Annotated in this window: 24 protein-coding genes and 1 tRNA gene; 7 read left to right on the top strand and 18 right to left on the bottom strand. The window is 28.4% G+C overall.

The genetic code is table 11. The features are described from left to right. Positions 1-2 precede the first annotated feature (2 nt). The 5 genes from EJL03_RS11215 to tsaD all read right to left on the bottom strand — a co-directional run bounded on the left by EJL03_RS11215 (position 3) and on the right by tsaD (position 5,922). Positions 3-980, bottom strand: coding sequence for an ABC transporter ATP-binding protein (locus EJL03_RS11215; RefSeq protein ID WP_125154068.1), 978 nt, complete (start codon positions 978-980; stop codon positions 3-5). Positions 981-985: 5 nt separating this feature from the next. Further along, positions 986-1,882: a nickel transporter permease gene (nikC, locus tag EJL03_RS11210; protein ID WP_125154067.1), complete on the bottom strand. Its 897-nt coding sequence runs from the start codon at positions 1,880-1,882 to the stop codon at positions 986-988. A gap of 24 nt (positions 1,883-1,906) precedes the next feature. Next, positions 1,907-2,911: an ABC transporter permease gene (locus EJL03_RS11205; RefSeq protein ID WP_125154066.1), complete on the bottom strand. Its 1,005-nt coding sequence runs from the start codon at positions 2,909-2,911 to the stop codon at positions 1,907-1,909. Positions 2,912-2,969: 58 nt separating this feature from the next. Then, positions 2,970-4,544 (bottom strand): ABC transporter substrate-binding protein, encoded by a 1,575-nt coding sequence (locus tag EJL03_RS11200; RefSeq protein WP_125154065.1) that lies wholly within the window; start codon positions 4,542-4,544, stop codon positions 2,970-2,972. A gap of 352 nt (positions 4,545-4,896) precedes the next feature. After that, entirely contained in the window at positions 4,897-5,922 is a 1,026-nt protein-coding gene (gene tsaD, locus EJL03_RS11195; RefSeq protein WP_125154064.1) for a tRNA (adenosine(37)-N6)-threonylcarbamoyltransferase complex transferase subunit TsaD, read from the bottom strand. 200 nt (positions 5,923-6,122) lie between these two features. Between tsaD and EJL03_RS11190 the strand changes: the two genes are divergently transcribed. Beyond that, positions 6,123-6,740, top strand: a complete 618-nt coding sequence (locus EJL03_RS11190) for a RusA family crossover junction endodeoxyribonuclease (RefSeq protein WP_125154063.1) — start codon at positions 6,123-6,125, stop codon at positions 6,738-6,740. A 27-nt stretch (positions 6,741-6,767) separates the two neighbouring features. Here EJL03_RS11190 and EJL03_RS11185 read toward each other — a convergent pair whose 3' ends face one another. Genes EJL03_RS11185 through EJL03_RS11175 form a run of 3 tightly spaced genes read right to left on the bottom strand, consistent with a single transcriptional unit; the run spans position 6,768 to position 9,862 of the window. Beyond that, positions 6,768-7,133, bottom strand: coding sequence for a DUF1667 domain-containing protein (locus tag EJL03_RS11185; protein WP_125154062.1), 366 nt, complete (start codon positions 7,131-7,133; stop codon positions 6,768-6,770). Between the two features lie 5 nt (positions 7,134-7,138). After that, positions 7,139-8,404 carry an NAD(P)/FAD-dependent oxidoreductase gene (locus EJL03_RS11180; RefSeq protein WP_125154061.1) on the bottom strand — a complete coding sequence of 422 codons (1,266 nt, stop codon included), beginning with the start codon at positions 8,402-8,404 and terminating at the stop codon, positions 7,139-7,141. Positions 8,405-8,422: 18 nt separating this feature from the next. Then, positions 8,423-9,862, bottom strand: coding sequence for an NAD(P)/FAD-dependent oxidoreductase (locus EJL03_RS11175; protein WP_125154060.1), 1,440 nt, complete (start codon positions 9,860-9,862; stop codon positions 8,423-8,425). A gap of 364 nt (positions 9,863-10,226) precedes the next feature. Here EJL03_RS11175 and EJL03_RS11170 point away from each other — a divergent pair, with 364 nt between their 5' ends. After that, on the top strand, positions 10,227-11,123 hold the full coding sequence (locus EJL03_RS11170) for a L,D-transpeptidase family protein (RefSeq protein ID WP_125154059.1): 897 nt from the start codon (positions 10,227-10,229) through the stop codon (positions 11,121-11,123). 13 nt (positions 11,124-11,136) lie between these two features. On the opposite strand, the gene EJL03_RS11165 is transcribed toward EJL03_RS11170, so the two are convergent. The 5 genes from EJL03_RS11165 to EJL03_RS11145 all read right to left on the bottom strand — a co-directional run bounded on the left by EJL03_RS11165 (position 11,137) and on the right by EJL03_RS11145 (position 13,940). After that, complete coding sequence (locus tag EJL03_RS11165) at positions 11,137-11,589, bottom strand: GNAT family N-acetyltransferase (protein WP_125154058.1); 453 nt, start codon at positions 11,587-11,589, stop codon at positions 11,137-11,139. Between the two features lie 53 nt (positions 11,590-11,642). Then, positions 11,643-11,718, bottom strand: a tRNA-Trp gene (locus tag EJL03_RS11160). A gap of 51 nt (positions 11,719-11,769) precedes the next feature. Further along, positions 11,770-12,141, bottom strand: a complete 372-nt coding sequence (locus EJL03_RS11155) for a zinc ribbon domain-containing protein (protein ID WP_125154057.1) — start codon at positions 12,139-12,141, stop codon at positions 11,770-11,772. Positions 12,142-12,150: 9 nt separating this feature from the next. Then, positions 12,151-13,017, bottom strand: a complete 867-nt coding sequence (locus EJL03_RS11150; RefSeq protein WP_125154056.1) for a bactofilin family protein — start codon at positions 13,015-13,017, stop codon at positions 12,151-12,153. An 11-nt stretch (positions 13,018-13,028) separates the two neighbouring features. Then, on the bottom strand, positions 13,029-13,940 hold the full coding sequence (locus EJL03_RS11145; RefSeq protein WP_125154055.1) for a metal ABC transporter substrate-binding protein: 912 nt from the start codon (positions 13,938-13,940) through the stop codon (positions 13,029-13,031). Between the two features lie 134 nt (positions 13,941-14,074). Here EJL03_RS11145 and EJL03_RS11140 point away from each other — a divergent pair, with 134 nt between their 5' ends. The 4 genes from EJL03_RS11140 to rimI all read left to right on the top strand — a co-directional run bounded on the left by EJL03_RS11140 (position 14,075) and on the right by rimI (position 17,011). Further along, positions 14,075-15,313, top strand: coding sequence for an HD-GYP domain-containing protein (locus tag EJL03_RS11140; RefSeq protein ID WP_125154054.1), 1,239 nt, complete (start codon positions 14,075-14,077; stop codon positions 15,311-15,313). Positions 15,314-15,406: 93 nt separating this feature from the next. Next, entirely contained in the window at positions 15,407-15,859 is a 453-nt protein-coding gene (gene tsaE / locus EJL03_RS11135; RefSeq protein ID WP_125154053.1) for a tRNA (adenosine(37)-N6)-threonylcarbamoyltransferase complex ATPase subunit type 1 TsaE, read from the top strand. Then, the gene (tsaB, locus tag EJL03_RS11130) at positions 15,856-16,569 is read left to right on the top strand and encodes a tRNA (adenosine(37)-N6)-threonylcarbamoyltransferase complex dimerization subunit type 1 TsaB (protein WP_125154052.1); all 714 of its coding nucleotides are present in this window, start codon (positions 15,856-15,858) and stop codon (positions 16,567-16,569) included. The genes tsaE and tsaB overlap by 4 nt, the downstream gene beginning before the upstream one ends. Next, positions 16,562-17,011 carry a ribosomal protein S18-alanine N-acetyltransferase gene (gene rimI / locus EJL03_RS11125; protein WP_125154051.1) on the top strand — a complete coding sequence of 150 codons (450 nt, stop codon included), beginning with the start codon at positions 16,562-16,564 and terminating at the stop codon, positions 17,009-17,011. Before tsaB ends, rimI begins: the two co-directional genes overlap by 8 nt. Positions 17,012-17,056: 45 nt before the next feature. Here rimI and tyrS read toward each other — a convergent pair whose 3' ends face one another. The 5 genes from tyrS to EJL03_RS11100 all read right to left on the bottom strand — a co-directional run bounded on the left by tyrS (position 17,057) and on the right by EJL03_RS11100 (position 22,806). Continuing rightward, the gene (gene tyrS / locus EJL03_RS11120) at positions 17,057-18,277 is read right to left on the bottom strand and encodes a tyrosine--tRNA ligase (RefSeq protein ID WP_125154050.1); all 1,221 of its coding nucleotides are present in this window, start codon (positions 18,275-18,277) and stop codon (positions 17,057-17,059) included. 239 nt (positions 18,278-18,516) lie between these two features. Next, positions 18,517-18,936 (bottom strand): hypothetical protein, encoded by a 420-nt coding sequence (locus EJL03_RS11115; protein ID WP_125154049.1) that lies wholly within the window; start codon positions 18,934-18,936, stop codon positions 18,517-18,519. A gap of 124 nt (positions 18,937-19,060) precedes the next feature. Continuing rightward, positions 19,061-20,215 (bottom strand): AlbA family DNA-binding domain-containing protein, encoded by a 1,155-nt coding sequence (locus tag EJL03_RS11110; RefSeq protein ID WP_125154048.1) that lies wholly within the window; start codon positions 20,213-20,215, stop codon positions 19,061-19,063. An 82-nt stretch (positions 20,216-20,297) separates the two neighbouring features. Continuing rightward, complete coding sequence (locus tag EJL03_RS11105) at positions 20,298-21,413, bottom strand: Ger(x)C family spore germination protein (protein WP_164509069.1); 1,116 nt, start codon at positions 21,411-21,413, stop codon at positions 20,298-20,300. Beyond that, entirely contained in the window at positions 21,394-22,806 is a 1,413-nt protein-coding gene (locus EJL03_RS11100; RefSeq protein WP_125154046.1) for a spore germination protein, read from the bottom strand. The genes EJL03_RS11105 and EJL03_RS11100 overlap by 20 nt, the downstream gene beginning before the upstream one ends. 110 nt (positions 22,807-22,916) lie before the next feature. Between EJL03_RS11100 and EJL03_RS11095 the strand changes: the two genes are divergently transcribed. Next, complete coding sequence (locus tag EJL03_RS11095) at positions 22,917-23,981, top strand: endospore germination permease (RefSeq protein ID WP_125154045.1); 1,065 nt, start codon at positions 22,917-22,919, stop codon at positions 23,979-23,981.

Below are 23,981 nucleotides of genomic sequence, written 5' to 3'. Positions count from 1 at the left end.
ACCTACATCTTCCTCTCATGAAGCTTGGAATACAAAAAGCACCTTACCCCATTACCCTCATCAATTAATAAAGATGGTTCTTCATTAATACATTCCTCATTACAATAACTACATCTATCGCTAAAAGCACACCCCTTAGGCATATTTAAAGGATTTGGTACTATGCCTGGAATCATAAATAATGTTTCTGATTCTTCATCCATTCTGGGTATTGACTTTAGTAAGCCCTTAGTATATGGGTGGCGTGGGTTTTTAAATATTTGCCCTACTTTTCCTGTCTCTACTACCTTTCCACCATACATAACAACTACTCTATCAGCAATTTGTGCTACCACACCTAAATCATGAGTTATAAGCAAAATTGAAGTCCCCATCTTTTCTTTTAGATTTAACATTAAATCCAATATTTCTGCCTGAATAGTTACATCCAAAGCTGTAGTAGGTTCATCTGCTATTAATAAATTAGGACTACATACTAAAGCCATAGCTATCATTACTCGCTGCCTCATTCCTCCACTCATATGATGAGGATAATCATCCAATCGAGTTTCTGGTGAAGGTATCCCAACTACCTGAAGAATTTCTACAGCTCTTTTTTTAGCTTCTTTTTTTGATATATTCTCATGTCTTAAAATAACTTCTATTATTTGTTTTCCTATAGTAAATACTGGGTTCAAAGATGTCATAGGTTCTTGAAATATCATAGAAATATCATTCCCTCTTATATCCTGCATTTCCTTTCTACCCTTATTCAATAAATTCTCACCTTTAAATAAAATCTCACCATTTACAATCCTTCCAGGAGGATCTGGAATAAGGCCCATAATTGATAAGGAAGTAACACTTTTTCCACTGCCTGATTCTCCTACAACTGCAACTACTTCTCCCTCCTTTATATTAAAATCCACACCATTTACTGCATTTACTATTCCATCTTTAGTAGTAAATTGGGTTACTAAATTTTTAACTTCTAATAACATAATTATTACCCCCTATTTTTTAATTTAGGATCTAATGCATCCCTAAGCCCATCACCAAAAAGATTAAAAGCTAGAACAGTAATAGTAATTGCTATACCTGGAAATAAAACTATATGGGGTGCATTATAAAAATAACCTCTTCCAGCCCCTAACATACTACCCCATTCTGCCAAAGGTGGTTGAACTCCTAGACCTAAAAAACCTAATGCTGAAGTCTCTAAAATAGCAGTTGAAATACCTAATGTAGCACGAACTACTATAGGAGACATTATATTAGGTAAAATATGCTTAAATATTATTTTTATATCACTATTCCCTATAACCTTTGCAGCTTGAACATATTCATTTTCTTTAACAGAAAATATACATCCTCTCACTATTCTTGCATATTCCGGTATTGTTACAATACTTATAGCTATTACAGCTTTATCTATTCCTTTTCCTAATGCACTCATAAAGGCTATAGCTAAAAGCAAGGATGGAAACGCTAAAACTATATCCATTATCCTCATTAAAATTGTATCTATTTTGCCACCATAGTATCCTGCTATAGATCCCACTACAGTACCAATACTAAGCGCAATTGCTACAGAAGTAACTCCTACTCTTAACGATATTTTAGTACCATCTATAATTCTACTTAGTATATCCCTCCCCTGCTCATCCGTTCCTAAAATATGATTATAAGAAGGCCCTTGTAAACTTTGAGATAAATCTCCTACATATGGGTTATACGGCATGAAAAGTTTACCTAATATAGCTATTAAAATTAATAGTATTATAATTATTAATCCTATCAATGCAGCCTTATTTCTTATAACTAATTGCAAACACTCTTTAGTCCTACTCCTTCTTCCTATTTTTTTGTTAATGGCTGTATTTGATTCTACATTTGTTTCCATAAATACACCTCCTTATGAAAATACCTATGAATACTTTATCCTAGGATCTAAATATGAATATAATAAATCTACTACCAAATTTATCATAACAAATACTGTTGCAAGTATCATTACAGTTCCCTGTACTACTGGATAATCAGCCTTTAAAATAGCATCAATAGTATAACTTCCAACACCTGGCCATGCAAAAACTGTCTCTGTTAATACCGCTCCTCCAAGCAATGAACCTAACTGTAATCCAACTACAGTAGTTATAGGAATTAATGCATTCCTTAAAGCATGTTTTAATATAACTACTTTTTCAAATAATCCTTTAGCTCTAGCAGTTCTTATATAATCCTGTCTTATGACTTCAAGCATAGTTGATCTTGTCATACGAGCTATAATAGCTGTAGAATAAGAAGCTAAAGCTATTGCAGGTAATACCAAATGTTTTAATGAATCTTTAAAAGCCCCCATATTTCCAGTTATCAAACTATCTAAAAGAAACATTCCTGTTATATGAGTAGGTTCCATACCTATAGTAATCCTTCCTGATACTGGTAATAACTGTAGCTTAACAGAAAATACAACTATAAGCATTAGTCCAAGCCAAAATATAGGCATGGATACTCCTATTAATGATACAAACATACTAAAATAATCAACTATAGAATTCTGTTTAACAGCAGATAATATTCCCATAAATATTCCAAAAACAGATGCTATTATAATAGATATTAAAGCTAATTCAAGAGTAGCTGGAAATCTAGACAATATTTCTCTTGTAACAGGAGTTTTGGATATAAGAGATGTTCCTAAATCACCTTTAAATACTCCTTTAATAAATATAAAATATTGAATATATAAAGGTTTATTTAAACCTAATTCTTCTCTTAATTTCTCTACTTGTTCTGCCGTTGCATGTTGACCTAATATAATGCTAGCAGGGTCTGTTGTAAAAACATGCATTACAAGAAATACCAAAATAGACACCCCAATAATTACCGGTATTAACTGCACTACCCTTTTTATTATATATTTCATCATACCCCTACCCCCTATAACTACTTATATAGAAACCCCGTATTAAACGGGGTATATTCCTTTAATAATCTTTATCTACATTTTTCAAAAATACTACTCCAGTAGGATGCATCTTAAAATTTTTCACCTTTGGAGAATATGCTGCCATGTCTTTTGCATAAGATATAGGAAACCAAGGTGCATCTTTATTAGTTAAATTTTGTATCTCTTTATATATGTTATTTCTTTCTTCCCCATTAGGAGTTTTTCTAGCCTTGGCAAGTAACTGATCTACCTTTTTATTAATATACTTAGCTGAATTTAGAGATGATTTAATTTCTTTTGAATCAAATAAAGATAAAAAATTATCCGCATCTCCATTATCACCTGTCCATCCATAAAATAGTATATCTCCTTCACCCTGCTCCACCTTTTCTTTGTATTCCTTCCAAGGATAAACATCAATGTTAGCCTTTATACCTACTTTAGATAAATAATTTTGAACAGCTTCTGCCAACTTTTGACCATTCACAGGATTATAGGGTCTTGGATTTGAGTATGTCACAATTTTGATTTGTAAATTTTCCTTTCCTTTTTCCTTCAAAATTCGCTTTGCCTTGTCAGGACTATATTCATAAGATTTGATTTTATCATTAAAACCTGGAATAAAAGATGGCAAAGAGGTATATGCCACATCCGCAAAACCTTGATACAAATACTTAACCAATTCCTCCTTGTTTATAGAATAATTTACTGCTTGCCTTAATCTAACATCATTAAAAGGAGGTCTAGCACAATTAAATGCCATATAGTTTATATTCATACCCTTTTCGTTTAATATATTCATTTTACTTTCCTTAATTTTTCCTACATCATTTGGGTCTACTCCATCCATTATATCTATAGAACCTGTCATAAGTTCACTGGCACGTACTGAATTTTCCTTTGTGAATTTAAATATTACCTTATCTAACTTAGCCTTATCTCCCCAATAATTTTTATTTTTTTCTAATGTTATAACTTCCCCCTTTTTCCACTCCATGAATTTAAATGGGCCTGTTCCTATAGGATATTCATTAATATTTCCTTTGTTTTTTTCTATGGCATCAGGACTACAAATTGGAGCTGCAAGACACATTGCTAAATTAGCTAAAAATGGTGTATATGGTTCCTTTAATATAATTTTTATTGTAAAGTCATCAACCTTTTCAACTTTTTTTACTTCTCCAAAAGTAAAGGATGCATATGGCATATCTTCCTTGACTTTTGGTGGAAGCTGTCTTTCTATATTGTATTTTACAGCATCTGCATTAAAGTCAGTACCATCATGAAACTTTACTCCCTCTCTTAATTTAAAAGTATATTCTTTACCATCCTTGCTTACTGTCCATTCTTTAGCCAAGCATGGTTCTAACTCAGTAGAGTTTTCTTTGTATTTAACTAGTCCTTCATAAATATTTGCTATAATTTTAGCAGATTCACCATCATCTACATATGCTGGATCTAATCCTCTAGGATCAGCCCCCTGAGCATATATAAGAGTCTTTCCTCTGGATATATCATCAGTTTTAACTTTTTTACTCTTTCCACATGCTGATAAAAATACTGTAAAAACAACTGCCGTAGTTATTATTAACGCAAGAACTTTTCTTTTCATTGTACCCCCCCTAAATTTATAGTTTTGCAATATATAAATATAATATGCAACTTTAAAGCCCCATTTTAAAGTTACTATTATAATATTGTTGATTTACGTAATTTATAAAAAAATTAGATATGTTATAAGATTTGCATGCATTAGAAATATTTAATTAAGTATTGTTAATTATTATTCATTATAAATGGGCAATAATTTTTTTGCAATTTATATTTTCCTAAAATTCATTTTTCAGAATTAATGTAACCTATTTCATATTTATTTTTTTAACTGTAAGTACTTCTTACTTACTTTTACATAGTAAATCATTAAATTGCAATGAATAAAAATAAGGACTCACCAAAGTGAATCCTTATCTTTCCCCTAGTTTTAAATTAGGTATAGCATTTAAATTTAAGTCAGCTGCTCTTCCTCTTTGCAACTCAAAATAAGCAGCACTGCCTATCATAGCAGCATTATCTGTACATAATATAGGTTCAGGGAAAAGTACTTTTATTCCTCTTTTCTCTCCCTCTTTTACAAGTGAATATCTAAGACAAGAATTAGAAGCTACTCCTCCTGCCATAGCAATCTTATCTACCTTTTTTATTTCACAAGCCTTCATAGCATTATCCACTAAAAAATCTACCACAGACTTTTGAAAGGATGCTGCTACATCTGCCTTATTAACCTCTACCTCTTTCATTTTCATATTATTTATATAGTTAAGAACTGAAGATTTAACTCCACTAAAAGAAAAATCCAAAGAATTATCATCATGAAAATTAGCTCTAGGAAATTTTATAGCTTTTTCATTTCCTTCTTTAGCTAATTTATCTATCTTTGGACCTCCTGGATATCCAAGCCCTATTGCTCTAGCTACTTTATCATACGCTTCTCCTGCAGCATCATCTCTGGTTTCCCCCATTACTTCAAATTCACCAAAATCCTTCATATAAACTATAAAAGTATGTCCTCCTGATACTACAAGACAAACAAAAGGTGGCTTTAATTCTTTATATTCAATAAAATTAGCACTAATATGTCCCTCAATATGGTTAACTCCTATTAAAGGTTTATCTATAGCATATGAAAGGCCTTTTGCATATTGTAATCCCACAAGAAGTGCTCCTACAAGTCCTGGACCATAAGTAACACCTACTGCATCTATATCTTCTAAGGAAACCTTCGCAATATCTAAGGACTCTTGTACCACTGCGCTTATAACTTCTATATGTTTTCTTGAAGCAACTTCTGGAACAACCCCTCCAAATTTTTTATGTATATCTATTTGTGATGATATTACATTAGATAAAACTTCCCTTCCGTTTACCACTACTGCAGCAGAAGTTTCATCACAACTACTTTCTATAGCAAGTATTTTTATATCCTTTTCCATATCTCTACCTCACTTATTTTATCCACATATTAAATCTATCTTATGAACATTATCAACAATTTTAAAGTTTTAATAAACAACATTATACTTTATTAAAGTGTTATTATCAATGTTTCCATTGAAATACCTTAATATAAAATGATAACATATAAGGTAATAAGTAATTATAAATATATTAACTAATAATTAAGGTGATTTTAATGAAAAATTATGCAAAAGTAATTGTAAAAGGCTCTCCTATATCTAAATCAAACTTTAAACTATTTAATTTAAATGGACGAGCTATTTTACCATATAACTCTGGTAAATACCATGATAGATATGCAATATATGAAGAAGAAATAGCTTATTGTGCAAGATTGCAAAATCCTAATATAGTACTTTCAGAAGCCTTGATCGCCATATTAAAAGTATATTACAAAAGTTCGAAACGTCATCCGGATACGAATAATATAACTAAAAGTATATTTGACGGTATCGAAAAAAGTGGATTAATAGTTAATGATGCACAGATACGAAAAATTGTAATAGAAGAGTTTTATGACAAGGAAAATCCTAGATTTGAATTAGAACTATTCGGTGAAAGTACTTACGAAGTAAGTTATTCCATTAAAAGCAAAAAAGTTGCAGATGATCCAATAGAATATGAACCACCTGCCAATAAAAAAAATAATGCAAAAACATTAATTCCATCACAAAAAAATTCTAATAAATTTTGCTGTGATATATGTGATAAATCTATTAAAAAGGAACAGGCTATCTCTGCAAATAAAGGTACTTTACATATCTGTAAAGAGTGTTTTAAAAAACTATTTTAAACACTCTTTACAAATAGCATAAATTAATCATTTTTTATGGATGCTTCTTGTAGCTATAATATCCACTCCAGTACCTAGTACATCCTTTACTATTATATCCCCTATTTCCACCGGAGCTTTAACTACAATTCCCTTTAAACTTTTTATGCAATCAAAAATCTTATTTTTAGGTATATCTTCTTTAGTCTTTACAGGTAGTATGTCTACCTCTCCTTCCTCAACAAATACTGAAGAAGTAACTATTCTCTTTGGATTTGTACACTCTTTTTTTGCATACTCTATACCTATAGGGCAACTATTACCTGTAACTTTTAAAACCTTTCCATTATTCAACTCCACTTTTAGCGGACACCCCATAGGACATCCTATACAAGTTAATGATCTAGTTTTCATACTCTTTACTCCTCCTCTACTTTAATAGTAATTTTCTTACATCGAGGATACTTATCAAGCATTGCCCTAGTGATTCTAACTTGTTCCATTTCACCTGGAGTAAGTATTCTCTTCTTTAATTTTAGTTCCCTAGAATCATCAAAATATATTGCAATTGCTTTATTCTTAAATACATTCCCAACTCTAAATCTAATTTCTACAAACTTGTCTATATTGTCCGGGTTAATAAATTTAGGCACAGTGTATCTTGCACCATCCACAGCCTCTACAATAATAGCATCTTTTTTATTTTTAAAATTCATACCCTTGATATATTTAGCTGCATTTTTACCAGCCATATGACTTTCTATACTTACATTGTCTACTAAATCATGCACATGCAATACATTTCCACAAGCAAATATTCCTTCTATATTTGTTTCAAGACTTTCATTTACAACCGGTCCATTAGTAACTTTAGATAATTTAACATCAGCATTTCTTGATAATTCATTCTCCGGTATAAGACCAACTGATAATAATAGCGTATCACAAGAAATATACTCTTCAGTTCCTTTTACAGGCTTTCTATTTTTATCAACTTTAGCTATTGTTACTCCCTCTAATCTATCTTTTCCTTTTATATCTATAACTGTATGACTTAACTTTAGTGGTATATCAAAATCATCTAAACATTGTACTATGTTTCTTTTAAGTCCACTAGAATATGGCATAAGTTCAACTACAGCCTTTACTTTTGCACCCTCTAAAGTCATTCTTCTTGCCATTATAAGTCCTATATCTCCTGAACCAAGCACAATTACCTCTTTCCCTGGCATATACCCTTCTACATTTACAAATTTTTGAGCAGTACCTGCTGTAAATATACCTGCACATCTACTTCCAGGTATATTTAATGCTCCTCTTGGTCTCTCCCTACAACCCATAGCAAGTATTATTGCCTTTGCCTTAATTTCTAGTATTCCATCCTCTCCATTAACTGCAGTAATAATTTTATCACTATCAAGACCTATTACCATAGTATTTAATTTGTACGAAATTTTCATATCTAATACTTTTTTTATATATCTATGAGAATATTCAGGTCCCGTTAATTCTTCCTTAAACGTATGAAGACCAAATCCATTATGAATACATTGATTTAATATTCCACCTAATTGACTATCCCTCTCCAATATTAATATATCTTCTATCCCTTCTTCTTTTGCAGAAATTGCAGCTGCAAGTCCTGCAGGTCCACCACCAATTATGACCATATCATATTCCATCATTTAAATCCCTCCACACCATTAAATATTTTCCTTATTCTTTCCACCAATTAGCAGTCTAGATTCATTACCAAACTTAGTAACTTCATTTGGCATTTGCTTTAACTCTCTTGAAAGAATATCAACTATTTTTGGAGTACAAAAACCTGATTGACATCTACCCATTCCTGCTCTGGTTCTTCTTTTAACTCCATCCATATCTCTCGCTCCTAAAGGTCTTTTTATAGAATCTATAATTTCTGCCTCAGTTACAGTTTCACATCTACATATAATTTTACCATAGGAAGGATTTTGTTTTATTAGATTCTCTCTTTCCCTATTGTTTAATTCATCAAATTTAACTATACCTTTTCTATATGGATTAAAATTCACATTTTTCTTTGGGGATAACTTATCCACGATAATTTCAGCTATCATTTCACCTATAGCCGGTGCACTGGTAAGACCTGGTGATTCTATAGCTGCAGCATTTATGAAATTTTTAGCATCCTTTACCTCACCAATTATAAAATCTCCAGTACTTCCATGCGCTCTAAGCCCTGAAAATGATGTGATAATTTTTGACATAGGTACATCCTGTACACTAAGTTTCGCCTTATTTAATATAAAATCTAATGCCTCTTGTTTTGTATTTAAATCATATTTGTCTTCTAAATCCTGTGCATCAGGTCCAACTAATAAATTACCATGTACTGTTGGTGTAACCAAAACCCCTTTGCCTAATTTAGTGGGAAGTTGAAATAAAGTTTTTGTTACGTAGTTGCCTACTTCTTTATCAAATAAGCAATATTCACCTTTTCTAGGAATAATATTTATCTTGTCATTGCTAATCATATTATTTAAATCATCAGAAAAAAGTCCTGCTGCATTTACAACAACGTTAGTCTGAAATTCTCCCTTGTTGGTTTTTATAATGTATCTGTCTTCTACTTTAACTATCCCTGAGACCTCTGTATTTAGGTTGAATTTAACACCATTTGTATATGCGTTTTCTGCCAGGGCAATTGTTACATTAAAAGGACATGTTATTCCTCCTGTAGGCAAATACAACGCTGCTACTACTTTATCTGAAAGATTAGGTTCCATTTTTAATACTTCTTCTCTATTTAATATTTCCATACCCGGAACACCATTTTTTTCTCCCTGTTCCTTTAAGTTTAAAAGTTTCTCCATATCGTTTTCATCAAAGCATAAAACTAATGATCCATTTCTTTTAAATGGAAAATTCAATTCCTGTGAAAATTTTTCATATAATTGATTTCCTCTAATATTAAGTTTAGCTTTTAATGATCCTGGAACTGGATCTTCTCCAGCATGTACAATTGCACTATTGGCTTTTGATGTTCCCATTCCCACATCATTACACTTTTCTAATACACAAATGTTTAATTTATATTTTGATAATTCTCTAGCAATAGCACATCCAGTAACGCCAGCCCCAACAATTATTACATCATACATAAATAAACCTCCCTTTTAAAAATAAAAAAAAGAGCACAAACTTAAGGTAAAAAATACCTTAAAATTTGGCTCTCTTGTACTCCGCCTATTTTTTATTAAATTATATTTATATTTTATCATTTTATTTTCCATATTACAATATATAAACCATATTTGTATAAAATTTCTTGAAGCTTTTTATTTAATTTCATATTTTTGGTACTTATATGTATAGTTTCCCGTATAAATATTATATAGAATTACATTTATTTAATATTGCCTACTATAGTAATAATTTTATATTACTGTAATATTTTTATATTAATACGAATTCTTATAAATTAATTTAAATTTATTAATAAACAATTATAAAGGAGATTGGTAAATGTTTAAGAAACGAAATTCCTTTATGGCAATAATACTTTTATTATCATTCATATGTTTTTATACATCATTTAAAATAAGCTATAGCATTTTTATAAAAGACTCTGATTATGAATCTAAAAATAATTTCACTACATCTACAGATAAACTGTTATCAGGAAAAATTAAAAAACCCTCAAAAGAATCTAATAAAATTACTAGAAAAGAACTTGCCACTTCTAAAAAAACAAAACAACAAGCCAAATCTAAAGTAAAATATACTAAAGAAGATTATATAAAAATATTAAAAGAATTAAATTTTTATACAAATGAATTTAGTGATAAAGAACTGAACTTAAGAAAATCAATTTTAAGATTTCAAAGTTCTAGAAATATTAATGCAGATGGAATTATTGGACCTGAAACTGTGGATTATTTAATTAAAAGAGAAACCTTAGCTAAAGACACTTTGCCTAATAACTTTACTAATGATTATTCAATTGTTATAAATAAAGATACTAGAATATTAACTGTATATAAGGATAAAAAAATATATAAAAAATATCCTATTGCCGCTGGATTTAATCCATCTTCTACTCCTGAAGGTAAATTTACAATAGCTACAAAAATAGTTAATCCCACTTGGATAAATCCTAAAAACAATACCAGTATAGCTGGTGGAACACCTGAAAATCCATTAGGTAAACGTTGGCTTGGACTTTCACTTGATGGGGGTGGTACTTATGGGATACATGGAAATTCTAACCCTTATTCTATAGGGACAAATGCTTCCCTAGGTTGTGTCCGTATGTTTAATAACGAAGTTGAAGATTTATATAACTACATTCCAATTGGAACTTCAGTCTGGATTGGAAATAACATTAAATTAAACTGTTGGGGTATAATCCAAAATAAATAATTAAGTCTTAGATTTATAATCTAAGACTTTTCACCATTTTTATATGTGGAATATCATCCTCTAAATACACATTAGAAATCGCTTTAAACCCTAATTTTTCATATCCGTTTCTTAAATAATTTTGAGCTGATAAGTTTATCTCTTTCTCCCCTAATTCCTTAAAAATAAATTCTTGGGCAGCTTTCATCATTGATAAAAAAATGCCTTTATTTCTATATTCTTTCTTAACCAATACTCTTCCTATATATGTGTGTTTATCTTGTTCACTTATAGGTATTATTCTTAAATAGGCTATTATATTATTAAATTCATCTTTCCTAAAAAGATGTATACTCAATAAGTCTTTGTCATCTAGTTCCTCATAACAACAATTTTGCTCTACTATAAATACATTTACTCTTTCTTTTATAATATTATAAAGTTCTAAATTACTTAATTCATCAAATCTCTTTAAGATAAATTCCATAATTCCTCCTATTTCAAAAAAATAAAAGTCTGTAATCAACTGATTACAGACTTTGGCAGGGGCAGTAGGACTCGAACCCACAACCAATGGTTTTGGAGACCACTACTCTACCAATTGAGCCATACCCCTTCGGACAAGAGTTATTATAGCATAGGATATATATATCGTCAACTAGTTTTTCTATTTTAATCTACTCCCGCATCTTGGACAATATTGAAAAGACTTTTCTATATTTAGTCCGCAATTTATACAAACTTCACTAGAATTTATATGCACATCTTCCAAATCATCATCCTGTATAGTTTGTCTTTTGCTATTTTCTATCTCCTCTCCTATTTCTATAGGAATCTGAAATATAGAATTACAACATCTTGAAACCAAATAATATCTCTTATTCCATTTAAATATGGGGATAAAAAACAAATGAAAAACAGTGTTTTCTTTTATTAATTCATAAGACGATAACCTATTACATGCTTTACAAACACTATTTTGTATAACCTTAACAGTTTTTCTCCTATCTTCTATCCCTAATATACCAATAAAAAACATATATCCTCCCTAATAAATAACTCTATTTTTAAAAAATTTACTCAGCACAGCTATACCAATACATAGTGGGACAATAAATAAATTCCAAACTAGACTTCCAATATGAAAAACAACTACACTCCTTAAAATCTCTATAGTTAGAACTCCTATTAATATATCTTTATTTACAGATATAACTCCTCTATTAAAGCTACTTCTAACAAATTCTCCTACGTTTATAGCTAAAGCAGAAAATCCTAAAATAAAAATAATATAATAAAATATAATTAATATAGGAACAGCAAAAATTCCCACAATTGAAATCAGTAAAAGCATACCTAAAAGTATTCCAGCTAAAAAAGTTATATATCCGTATAATAAACCTTTTCCAATATTATTTTTTATAGAATATTTAATTACAGACACATAACCAGGTGTTATGTTATATGCAATAATAGAAAATATAGTTAAAAAAATAAAAGAACTTATTATTTTGTAATTATGATTTGCTTTATTATTGCCTAATATACTATTAAACTTCCCTTTAAAAGGTATGTTTATGTCTTTTATAATTTCTTTAGTTCTTCCTTCTACTTTTCCATTAGGGGCTATATTTATATTTCCTCCAATTACAGTTACATTTTTATTTACTTTACCATTTATATATGCATTTCCACCTACTACAAGCACATTTCCTTCTACTTTGCCATTTACATATACATCAGCTCCAAAACATATAACACTGGAGTCCTCCACCTCATCAAGTTGTATATAAATATTTTCATTAAACCTTATTATGCTACCCAAAACTTTAGGTAACATTTTAGCCTCTGCTTTAGAATAAGGAATAATGACTAAAAATATTGCTAATATCACTATAAATATTTTATTTTTCATATACACACTCCTTATAATTTTTCTATTAATGCATTTAAATTATGGATATTATACTCCAATAACTTAATATAGTTTTCATTTTCTTTATATAATAATAAATTCGTATATTTTATATTATATTTTTTTATTGTCTCCTTATTTTCTTCCAACTGTTTCTTATCGTTATATAGAAATATAACTTTCTTTTCTTTTAACTGAGCTTCTATATCCTTAAAATTATTCTTTTCCTCTTCTTCAGCTCTTAACGCATTAAAGTTTGAATACTTAATAAAATAATCTAATTCATCTTCATTATAAAGTATAGCATAATCCTTTAACTTTGTTGAAATTTCTCTTATTTCCTTTTCATACTTTTGAATTTGTTTTAACTGATTTGAAAAATTTTCTTCATAATAATTCCCATTTTTAGGATCCTTATCTTGAAGTGAATTTTTGATATTTAGTAATGCTATTTTATAATTATCAATATTAAGCCAATAATAAGGATTATCTTTTAAAATGGAGTCTTTATATTTAACTTGTTTAGTATAACCTAATAAATTTATTCCCCTAGATACATTAATTACGCCAACTCTGCTCTTATTTAATTTATCTAAAAATTCATTAGCCCAGGGTTCTAATCCTGCACCATTATAAAAAAACAAGTCTTGTTTTGCTACATTATTTAAGCTGTCCTTTGAATATGTAAAATTAATTTCATCTTGTCTGTTTTTAAACATATACTCCACAAAATGCTTTTCTTTAACTATATCTTTAGTCATAAAATATAGTAACTTATCTGTAGTTAAAATATTTATATTTATATTATCATTCTTTTTTACATTTATATCTATCTTATTTTCTATATCACTACTATGCTTATTTCCACACCCAGTAAATAACATTATAAAACATAGTGCTAATATACATATTTTGTTTTTCAAATACTTCACCTCTTAAATCAAATACATTTAATATTATTTTATATAATGTAGTTTAGTAATGCAAACAATTATTTATTAATATTACCATATATGATAAAATATAATTACTAATTTTTAAGAAATGAGGTATAATAATGGAAATTAGTATGGATAAAATCATACGTGCTATGTCAATTGCTTTAGATTTAGCTGAGATGAGTTCTATGGAAGGAAAAAACATAGTAGAAAATATAACTAATATAAATTATTCTAAGCATAAATTTATGCATCATTCAGAAAGAACTGCATATATATCTCTAGAATTAGCAAACTATATGAAACTTAGCACAGAAATAAAAAAATCTTTATATATTTCTTCTTTATTGCATGATATAGGGGCCGCTAATTTCTTAACTTTAAGTCATTCATCAAGCAAATTTATCTCAGAACATTGTAGACTTGGATTTGAAATAACTAAGGACTTACCATACTTTTCAAATATATCAAAAATTATATTAAATCATCATGAAAATATTAACGGTAGTGGACCAAATGAAAAATCTTTTGATGATATTCCAATAGAAAGCCAAATAATACGATTATCAGATATAGTAGAACTACTCTACAACGAAAATATTCCATGCTATAAACAAAAGTCTAAAATAATAAATTGGGTAAAAGACCATACTCATATTATTTTCTCCAATGATTTAGTACAGGTATTTTTAAATTGTTCAAAAAAAGATAGTTTTTGGTTTAATATAGAAAATATCAATCTTATGGATTTGATATTAGATAGTATTTCTCCTAAACTAAATATTTTTCTAAATCTTAATGAGTTTGAGGAAATATCAAATATTTTTGCAAAAATAATAGATACAAAAAGTAGGTTTACTGCAATGCATTCAAAAAATATTTCTCAACTTGCTTATAGAGTATCTAAATTTATAAATTATAATGAGGAAAAATGCAAAAAAATGAGGATATCAGGTTTATTGCATGATATAGGTAAGCTAGCTATTCCTTCAAATATTTTAGATAAAAATGGTTCTTTATCAGAGGAAGAGTATTCATTAATTAAATCCCATGTATACTACACAAAAATAATACTAGATAGAATTGGCGATATTAATGATATAAGTAATTGGGCATCTAATCATCATGAGAAGTTAAATGGTACAGGTTATCCCCATGGATTACAGGGAAGTGATTTATCCGAAGAATGTAGAATCATGGCAGTTTGTGATATATATCAAGCATTAACGGAAGATCGTCCCTATAGAGATGGTTTAAATAAACAGGAGGCATTTTCCATATTGAGAGATATGGTTAACAAAAATCTTATTTGTGGCAAATGCGTTAATTATTTAGAAAAAGCCATAAAATCCAATTAAAAAGTCAAGGTATTTATAGCTACCTTTGCTTTTTTTGTTTTTTTGTATAAAATATGTTTATAGAAATATTTAATTAGAAAGTAGGTTTACTAAATGGAGTTTTTAGTTAATAATGTAGATGAAACTATATGTATAGGTAAACAAATTGGACAATTGTCAAACCCGGGAGACATAATTTGCTTAGTAGGAGATTTAGGTACAGGTAAAACTCATCTAACTAAAGGTATAGCTAAAGGATTAAACATTAATGATCATATAACCAGCCCAACCTTTAATATTGTTAATGAATACATGGGGCGCTTAAAATTTTATCATTTTGATGTATATAGAGTAAGTGATCCTGATGAAATAGCTGCCATAGGTTTTGACGAATATATTTTTAGCCAGGGAGTTAGTGTAATAGAATGGGCAAACTATATTGATGAATTAATTCCAGAGGAACATATAAAAATTCACATAGAAAAAATAGACAATTCAGACTCACGAAAAATAACTATAAATTTTTCTGGAAAAAGATATGAATACATAAAGGAGATTAAACTATGAAAATTTTAAGCTTGGATTCAGCTACCGAATCCGCCAGTTGTGCCATTTTAGATGGTAATAAATTATTAGGCGAAATAACTTTTAATTATAAAAAACAACATTCAGTTATTCTTATGAATATAATAGATTCTCTTCTTAAGAATTTAAATTTAAAAATTAATGATATTGATGGTTATATTGTATCTAAGGGACCAGGATCTTTCACTGGACTTAGAATAGGAGCCGCTACTATAAAAGGCTTAAGTCAAGGTTGTAAAAAACCCTTTGTTTCTGTTTCATCCTTAGATGCACTAGCGTATAATATGGCTTATACTAGTGGATTAATATGTCCTATTTTAGATGCTCTAAGAGGTAATGTTTATACTTGTTTATATAAATTTTCTAATGGAAATTTAGAAAAAATAGGTGATTATGCTGTTATCTCTATTGAAGAACTTATCCAAATAATTATAAATAAAAACGCTCCAGTATGCTTTATAGGAGATGCTCTTTTTAAATTTAAAGATATATTAAAAGAATCTATACCAAATGCAAATTTCGCCCCTACCCATCTAAATTTAGTTAAAGCCTCTGCTTTAGGCGAAATAGGATTAAATCTACTTCGTAACGGAATACAAGATGACATCTTTTCCTTTTCACCTATATATATTAGAAAATCTCAAGCAGAAAGAGAATATGAAAAAAAACATGGAGTAAGTATATATGAATGATCTATTAATACTAAAAGCCTCCTCAAAACATATAAATGATATATTTAAAATAAGTTGTTTAAGCTTTCCTACTTCCTGGAGTAAAGAATCTATAAACAATGAAATAATTCATAACCCTAAGGCTAAGTATTTAGTAGCTTTTAAAAATAATCTTGTTATAGGATATATCGGAACCTGGATAATATTAGATGAAGCCCATATTACTAATATAGCTGTACATCCTGAATATAGAAATCTTAAAGTTGGCTCTGCCCTTTTAGATTCTTTAATTAATTTGTGTAAAAATAATGATGTAAAACATATGACTCTGGAAGTTAGATCATCTAATATATATGCCCAAAAATTATATAAAAAGTTTAATTTTATAGAAGAAGGAATAAGGAAAAATTACTATTCAGACAATTATGAAGATGCACTTATTATGTGGAATCATAATATATAAAAAGATAAATTTTCCCCTTTATTAGGAGAAAATTTATCTTTTATTTTATTCAATTACTATTCTATTATAATTCTTCTTACCTCTTCTTACTAACATACTACCATGTTCAAAAAATTCTTCAGTAACTATTAATTTTACATCAGTTACTTTATTATCATTTATATTCAATCCACCTTGCTGGATTAATCTTCTTCCTTCTCCTTTTGAAGGAATAACTTTAGCTTCTACTAATAAATCTAAAACAGGTAAATTAATTTTATCTTTACTAATTGTACAAGTTGGAACATTATCCATATTACATCCACCACTAAATAATGTTTCTGAGGCTTCCTTAGCTTTTTTAGCCTCTTCTTCTCCATGTATAAGTTTTGTTACCTCATAAGCTAAAACCTTTTTAGCTTCATTTATTTCTGCCCCTTCAAGAGAACCTAACCTTTTCACCTCATCCATAGGTAAAAAAGTTAAAAGTGCTAAGCATTTCTCTACATCAGCATCATATACATTTCTCCAATACTGATAGAATTCATAAGGTGTAGTTTTGTTTTTATCTAACCATAATGCTCCTTTTTCAGTTTTACCCATCTTTTTACCTTCACTATTAGTAAGTAATGTACATGTCATAGCGAAGGCAGGTTTACTTTCTTTTCTTCTAATAAGATCAGCCCCAGCTAACATATTAGACCACTGATCATCTCCACCAAGTTCCATTACACAACCATATCTTCTATTAAGTTCTAAAAAATCATATCCCTGCATTAACATGTAATTAAATTCCAAAAAGGATAAACCCTTTTCTAATCTCTGCTTAAAACATTCTGCCGTAAGCATTCTATTAACCGAAAAATGTACCCCTATGTCTCTTAAAAATTCAATATAATTAAGTTTTGATAGCCACTCCGCATTATTAACAAGTATAGCCTTTTCCTTATCAAAATCTATAAATTTAGAAAGCTGTCCTTTTATACTAGCTACATTACTTTCAATTATTTCTTTTGATAACATCTTTCTCATATCTGTTTTACCACTTGGGTCACCAACCATAACAGTTCCCCCACCAACTAAGGCTATAGGTCTATGTCCTGCTCTTTGCATATGAGCCATCATCATAAGAGGTAAGAAATGACCTATATGCAAACTATCTGCAGTAGGGTCAAATCCTATGTAAAATGTAATCTTCTCATCTTCTAATATTTTTTTTATCTCATCTTCATGAGTTAACTGTTTTATATAACCTCTTTCCTTTAATATATCAAATACATTGCTCATTAAGAATACCTCCATAAAATAAAAAATTATATAAATATTAAATTTAGCTGATTTATTTCAACATTTAAAGTGAAATATCTATTTACTGTTTATAGTATATAAATAAACTATTTTTTTAGCAACATTATATACTTAACACCATTATAAAATACCATACCAAAAGGCTGTATAAAAATTTTATACAGCCTTAATCATCTATATAAATAATTAATTATTTTCTAATCTAACAAACTATTTCATCAAACACAAACTAAATCCATGTATTTCTTCATACATTCTGGTATTTCTTCCTCTTCATTCACACTTATATAAAAATCTACATTGTATTCCTCATTAAGTCTTTCTAAACCATAAAACAAATGTGCCGCATTCTGCATATCTAAATTTACAACATTAAATAAACCATCTATAAAAATGGTATCAATATCATAATCTGATGCTAGAATACCGCACAAAAATCCATGAAATCCCTCATAACTTCTAAGGGTATAATCACAAGTGGAAATAAATCTAATTTCCCTGTGTAACTCAAACATTATTCTTTTATCATCGTCAATATAAACTATGTGCCCTTTACTAGTGTCAACTTTATCATTAGCCATTTCTATTAATGCTTTGGTCTTTCCTGATCCTCTTTGGTCGCAAAATACTTGAATCATGTTACCACCCCTAACATTTTTTTCATATTTGCCTATTACTTAAATTATATAATATTCTGAATTTTTTTGCAATATGAAAGAGGCAGTAATTGTAAACTATTTTCTATTATTTTAAAACAATAATCTACAAAAGTTGTTTTACATATTTTACTCCAGGATAAATAATTTTGAAGCTATCTTCTTTTATTGAATTTATAAACTTTATATCTTCCGTATTTTTAAAATACCTCCTCATTCTTTTAAATCCTCTTCCTGAAGTTGAAAATCTTTTTCTATTATCTAAAGTTATTAACTTTTCGTATATCCACATATTTCTTTTAAGATATTTTTCTGAATTCACTTCCTTACTATTCACTAGTATTCCTGGACTTATAACTAAAATACTATTATAACCTAAAACAACTTCAATTTCCTTATAATACAAGGTGTAATCTCTATAAAGAATAGCATTACTTATTCCCTCATATATAGGCTGTATAGGATAATATTTAGGTAAAACTTTCTTTAATATTATTTCACATTCATCAAGCATGGTTAATAAATTGCCTTGAATAATAAAACTACTATCATAATTTTTATTTATATTGTTAATAATTTTTATCATATTATGGGGAATATATATATTATTTATGTCTGAAAAAACTAATAATCCCCCTAAAGTCACTGCATGTTTATTTGACTCTTTATCAAAGTGTATTATTGATGCATTTTCCATGAAATTAACTGTGTTTTCTTCGTTAAGTTCCAAACCTTTTAAATTAAAATAATCATTAACTATATCCATATTAATACATTCTACTGAACTATTTATAATAGGACAAAGCTCTAAATTTAAACTTAAGCTTTCTTGTAGTGAAGATACTATTTCTTCTTTCCTCATAGTATCAGTAGTTGATCCTCTTCTTATATAAAATGAACCATTTTCCCTTAGTTGATATGGTTTTTGAGGTCCATCATATATATTAATAATAATCAACTGTTTATTTTGGTAATATAAATGTTCTAAACAGACTGGTATAGGTGGCTCACATCTTGAACTTACTATTTGTTGTATTTGCTCTTCAAAATATTTATCATTTTCTATTCCTAGTATCTTTTTTGTTTTATCTTCTATTCCAATTATAATATATCCTCTTCCACCTTTTGAATTACCTATGGCACATATATCCTTAGCTAATTCCTTTCTACCACTCTCTGTATCTAATTCTAATTTTTGTTTAAAATCAACCTTGGTTCCCTCACCTTTTTTTATTAAACCCATAAGTTTCTTTTTATCCATATTTTTATACCCTCATACATACTCAATTATATTATATGTTCGTTCCTATAATTATTATAACAACATAAATTTAATAAAGTTACTATTCAGTAAAATTAAATTTATTAGACGACCCTTCTACACTCACATTAACCTCTATCTCTAGTTCCGTATTTTTTAATATGTTTTTATAACTTTTATGAGGATATTTTCTGTTAAACTCACTCTCAACCTCGAATATATCTAAATTTTTATTTTTATATTTATCAAACACATCTTTACATGATATAACTATATTTTTTTCAGCACCTTGTGATATTTTCTCTACTTCTTGTTTGTTTGTTAATGTAATACTTTTTTGTGCCTCTGCAAAAGTTGCTTTTACATTTATTATTTTTTTTAATTTTAATACGTCCTCATCAAAATAAAGTTTTGATTTGGTTTTACTCTTCAATATCTCTAATGTGACAAATTTATTATCATCCTCTGGGTTTGTTACTTCTAATGTACCGCTTTCTACATTATTCATTAAAAAATTATATCCTTGGCTATCTAATTCAGGTAACCTATCAACCATTTTACTATTTTTTATAATTGCACCACCATTTATTCTAATCATATCCTCCATTTGTGTACAATCAGAGTTTATTACCGTCATAACACAAGTTTTACCCGGTTCAATTCTTTTATTTAAATAATCATTCATACTAAGTCTAATAGATCTAGATGCCGTTCCTATATTATCTAATAAATCCACTAAAAATATGCCTATATATTCTTCTGATTTTATTTTTAATTTAAATAAATTCTCTATGTCTCCTTCATAAACCGCCACATACTCTCTAACTAAAAATTCTTGATCTCTATCAAATAAATCTATAAAATTATCGATTCCATACTCCGCTGCCTTTTCACTAAAAATAATAGCTTTATTTTGTGTACCATTAAGCTTATAACTTGCCGATTGACCCATACTTCTAAAATTTTCAAGGAGGGTTTTTGCTTCTCCTTTATAAATTATCTTTTCTCCTTTTTCTGAGCCCGCTGTAGAACTTCTATATGGTTTAAAAGTCTCAACATACATTATAGGCTCATTATTTGCGTCCACATCTAGAGCCACAGTTGTGACGAAAAGAACCTTATTTATATCATTATAGTTATAACAACCATTTAAAAACATGCATAAACAAATAAAAATACTAATAATTTTTTTCTTCATTTTTATCATCCTCGTATATGCTTTTAGAAATTCTTTTTAAATCTTCCCTCAATAAAGTATCCCTTGATTTAAATTCTTTAATAGTACCTAAAGGATAGAGATAAGGATATCCTACTGAATTTAAACTAGCAGCATGAGAAAAAAGTGAAAGCATTCCCACATAAAACCCTGGCAATCCAAGCAAAGATGATATGAGTACAATAAATATTCCCCATACTGTAACTACTGAATATAACTTAGGTACTAAAAAAGAACAAATAGAAGAAAGTGCAACTATTATTACTCCTGTTTGAGATGTTAATCCAGCTCCTACTGCTGCATCTCCAAGTATTAATGCTCCAACAATACTCATAGCCTGCCCTACAGGATTTGGTAACCTAAGTCCAGCTTCCCTTAAAATCTGAAAAAATAACATCATCAGATATAATTCTACTATTTGTGGAAAAGGCACTCCAGCTCTTGATACAGCTAATCTAAACACAAATACAGAAGGTATTAATGAAAAATGATATGTAGTTATTGCTATATAAAGCCCTGGCAAAAATACAGAAATCATAAAAGCTACATATCTAAGCATTCTTGCTATACTTGAATAATATTTATTTACATAGTAATCATCTGCCATATTAAAATTTTCTATAAAAAAGTGCGGTACGGTTATAACAAATGGAGTTCCATCAACTATTATAGCAATTCTTCCTTCTAATATTTTAGATGCTACAACATCAGGTTTTTCAGTAGTCTCCACTGTATCAAAAAGTGAACGTTTCTCTTGAAACTGTTCTTCTATATAATTACTTTCTAATACAAAATCTATATCTATGCCTTTTAATTTTTTCCTTATTTTATCTACCAATTCCTTTTTAGCAATATGCTCAATGTAAGACATTACAACCACAGTATTAGATTCTTTTCCTATATAAAAATTTTCAAATTTAAGATCAGGGTTTTTAATCCTTTTTCTTATTAATGAAATATTATCATTAAAAGACTCATCAAATCCTTCCCTTGGTCCTTTTATTACCTCTTCTGTCATCGGATATGAAATACCTCTTTTACTAAAACCCTTTGCCTCACAATATATAGCTTCACTATATCCATCTATTGTTATCAATACATCACCTGATAATATATGCATTAAAGCTTCATTTATATCATTTATGTCTCCTACAGAATTTCCTTCTAATATCTTACTTTTAATATTATCTACTGTAATATCATCTAAATTATTTTTTGCTATTGGAGACACTATATAATCACTAATAAATTTAGAATCACACATATTATCTATAAATATAATATATATACTTTTGTTATGTACCTCCAATATTCTATAATTAACATCAAAATTTTTATTTAATTTTTCTTTTATAGATCTTATATATCCATTCATAAACTTCACCCACTTTATTGTTTGTATTATTGCGAATATTATTCATTTAATGGTAAATACTATAAATATCAATAAATAGTAAAAATTATTAATTGTAGAAAGGTGAATTAATGAAAAAATTAACTTCAAAACAGTTTGTTTTTATAATTTGGGCAGTAACCATTGTATCTTTAAAAACTTATCCCACCATATTTATTCATGACGGTAAAAGAGATACTTGGCTAATAGTAATACTTGCATCAATAATTATATTTTTATATTTTATTTTTACTATTAAAGTTTTCAGAAAAACTAAGTGCTATGATCTATATACTATTTACTGTAAATCCGTTGGTAAAATAGCCGGAAATATATTATATGGTTTTTTTTTGTTTACACTATTTTTGACCTTAATAGAATGTTCTGGTATAGAATCTAGTTCTATGCATACAAATTTATTATTAGAAACACCTATATGGTATTTAGTACTATTTTTTACCATCCCAGCTATATTCTCAGTAAAAAATGGAGATAATTCTATTTTAATAACAACAATTATTGGATTAGTTTTAATGATTATAGCTGGAATAAATTTAGGCATATTAACTGCTAAATACAAAAATTATAAATATCTGTTCCCTATATTAGAAAATGGTATAAATAAAAGTAGTTTAACATGCTTACTTAAAGTACTGGGGCTATATTCCCATATAACTATATGCTTTGTTTATATTAAATCTATAACAAATAAAAATAAATTATTAAAATCGGGAATATGGGCTTTACTATTTGTAATACAGATGGAAATTGTGTCCACCATTGGAGTATTAACCACTTTCCAATTAGAACGTGCAGAAAATTTAATCTATCCTAAACTAATTCAAACTCAGTTAATTAGTTATTGGAGATTTCTAGAAAGTGGTGAATTCTTTGTTATGCTTCAAACTTTAGGGGGATGGTACATAAAATATATAATTATTTTTGATATTTTAATTAAATCCCTAAAAAGCTTTAATATAAAAAATAAATACTTAATATATATACTAACTATTCCAGTTATAATTATTACTATATATATAGCAAATAATCTATTTAGGTTTATGTTATATTTAAATATTTATTCATATATATGTTTAATAAATTTTCTAATTGTTCCCTTCATATTATTTGTAATTTTTTTCATAAAGCATAAGTAG

The organism is Clostridium rectalis (genome assembly GCF_900626095.1).
Taxonomy (GTDB): Bacteria; Bacillota; Clostridia; order Clostridiales; family Clostridiaceae; genus Clostridium_AS; species Clostridium_AS rectalis.
Note: the sequence above shows the minus strand (reverse complement) of the source record. Positions and strands in the feature narration are given on the sequence as shown.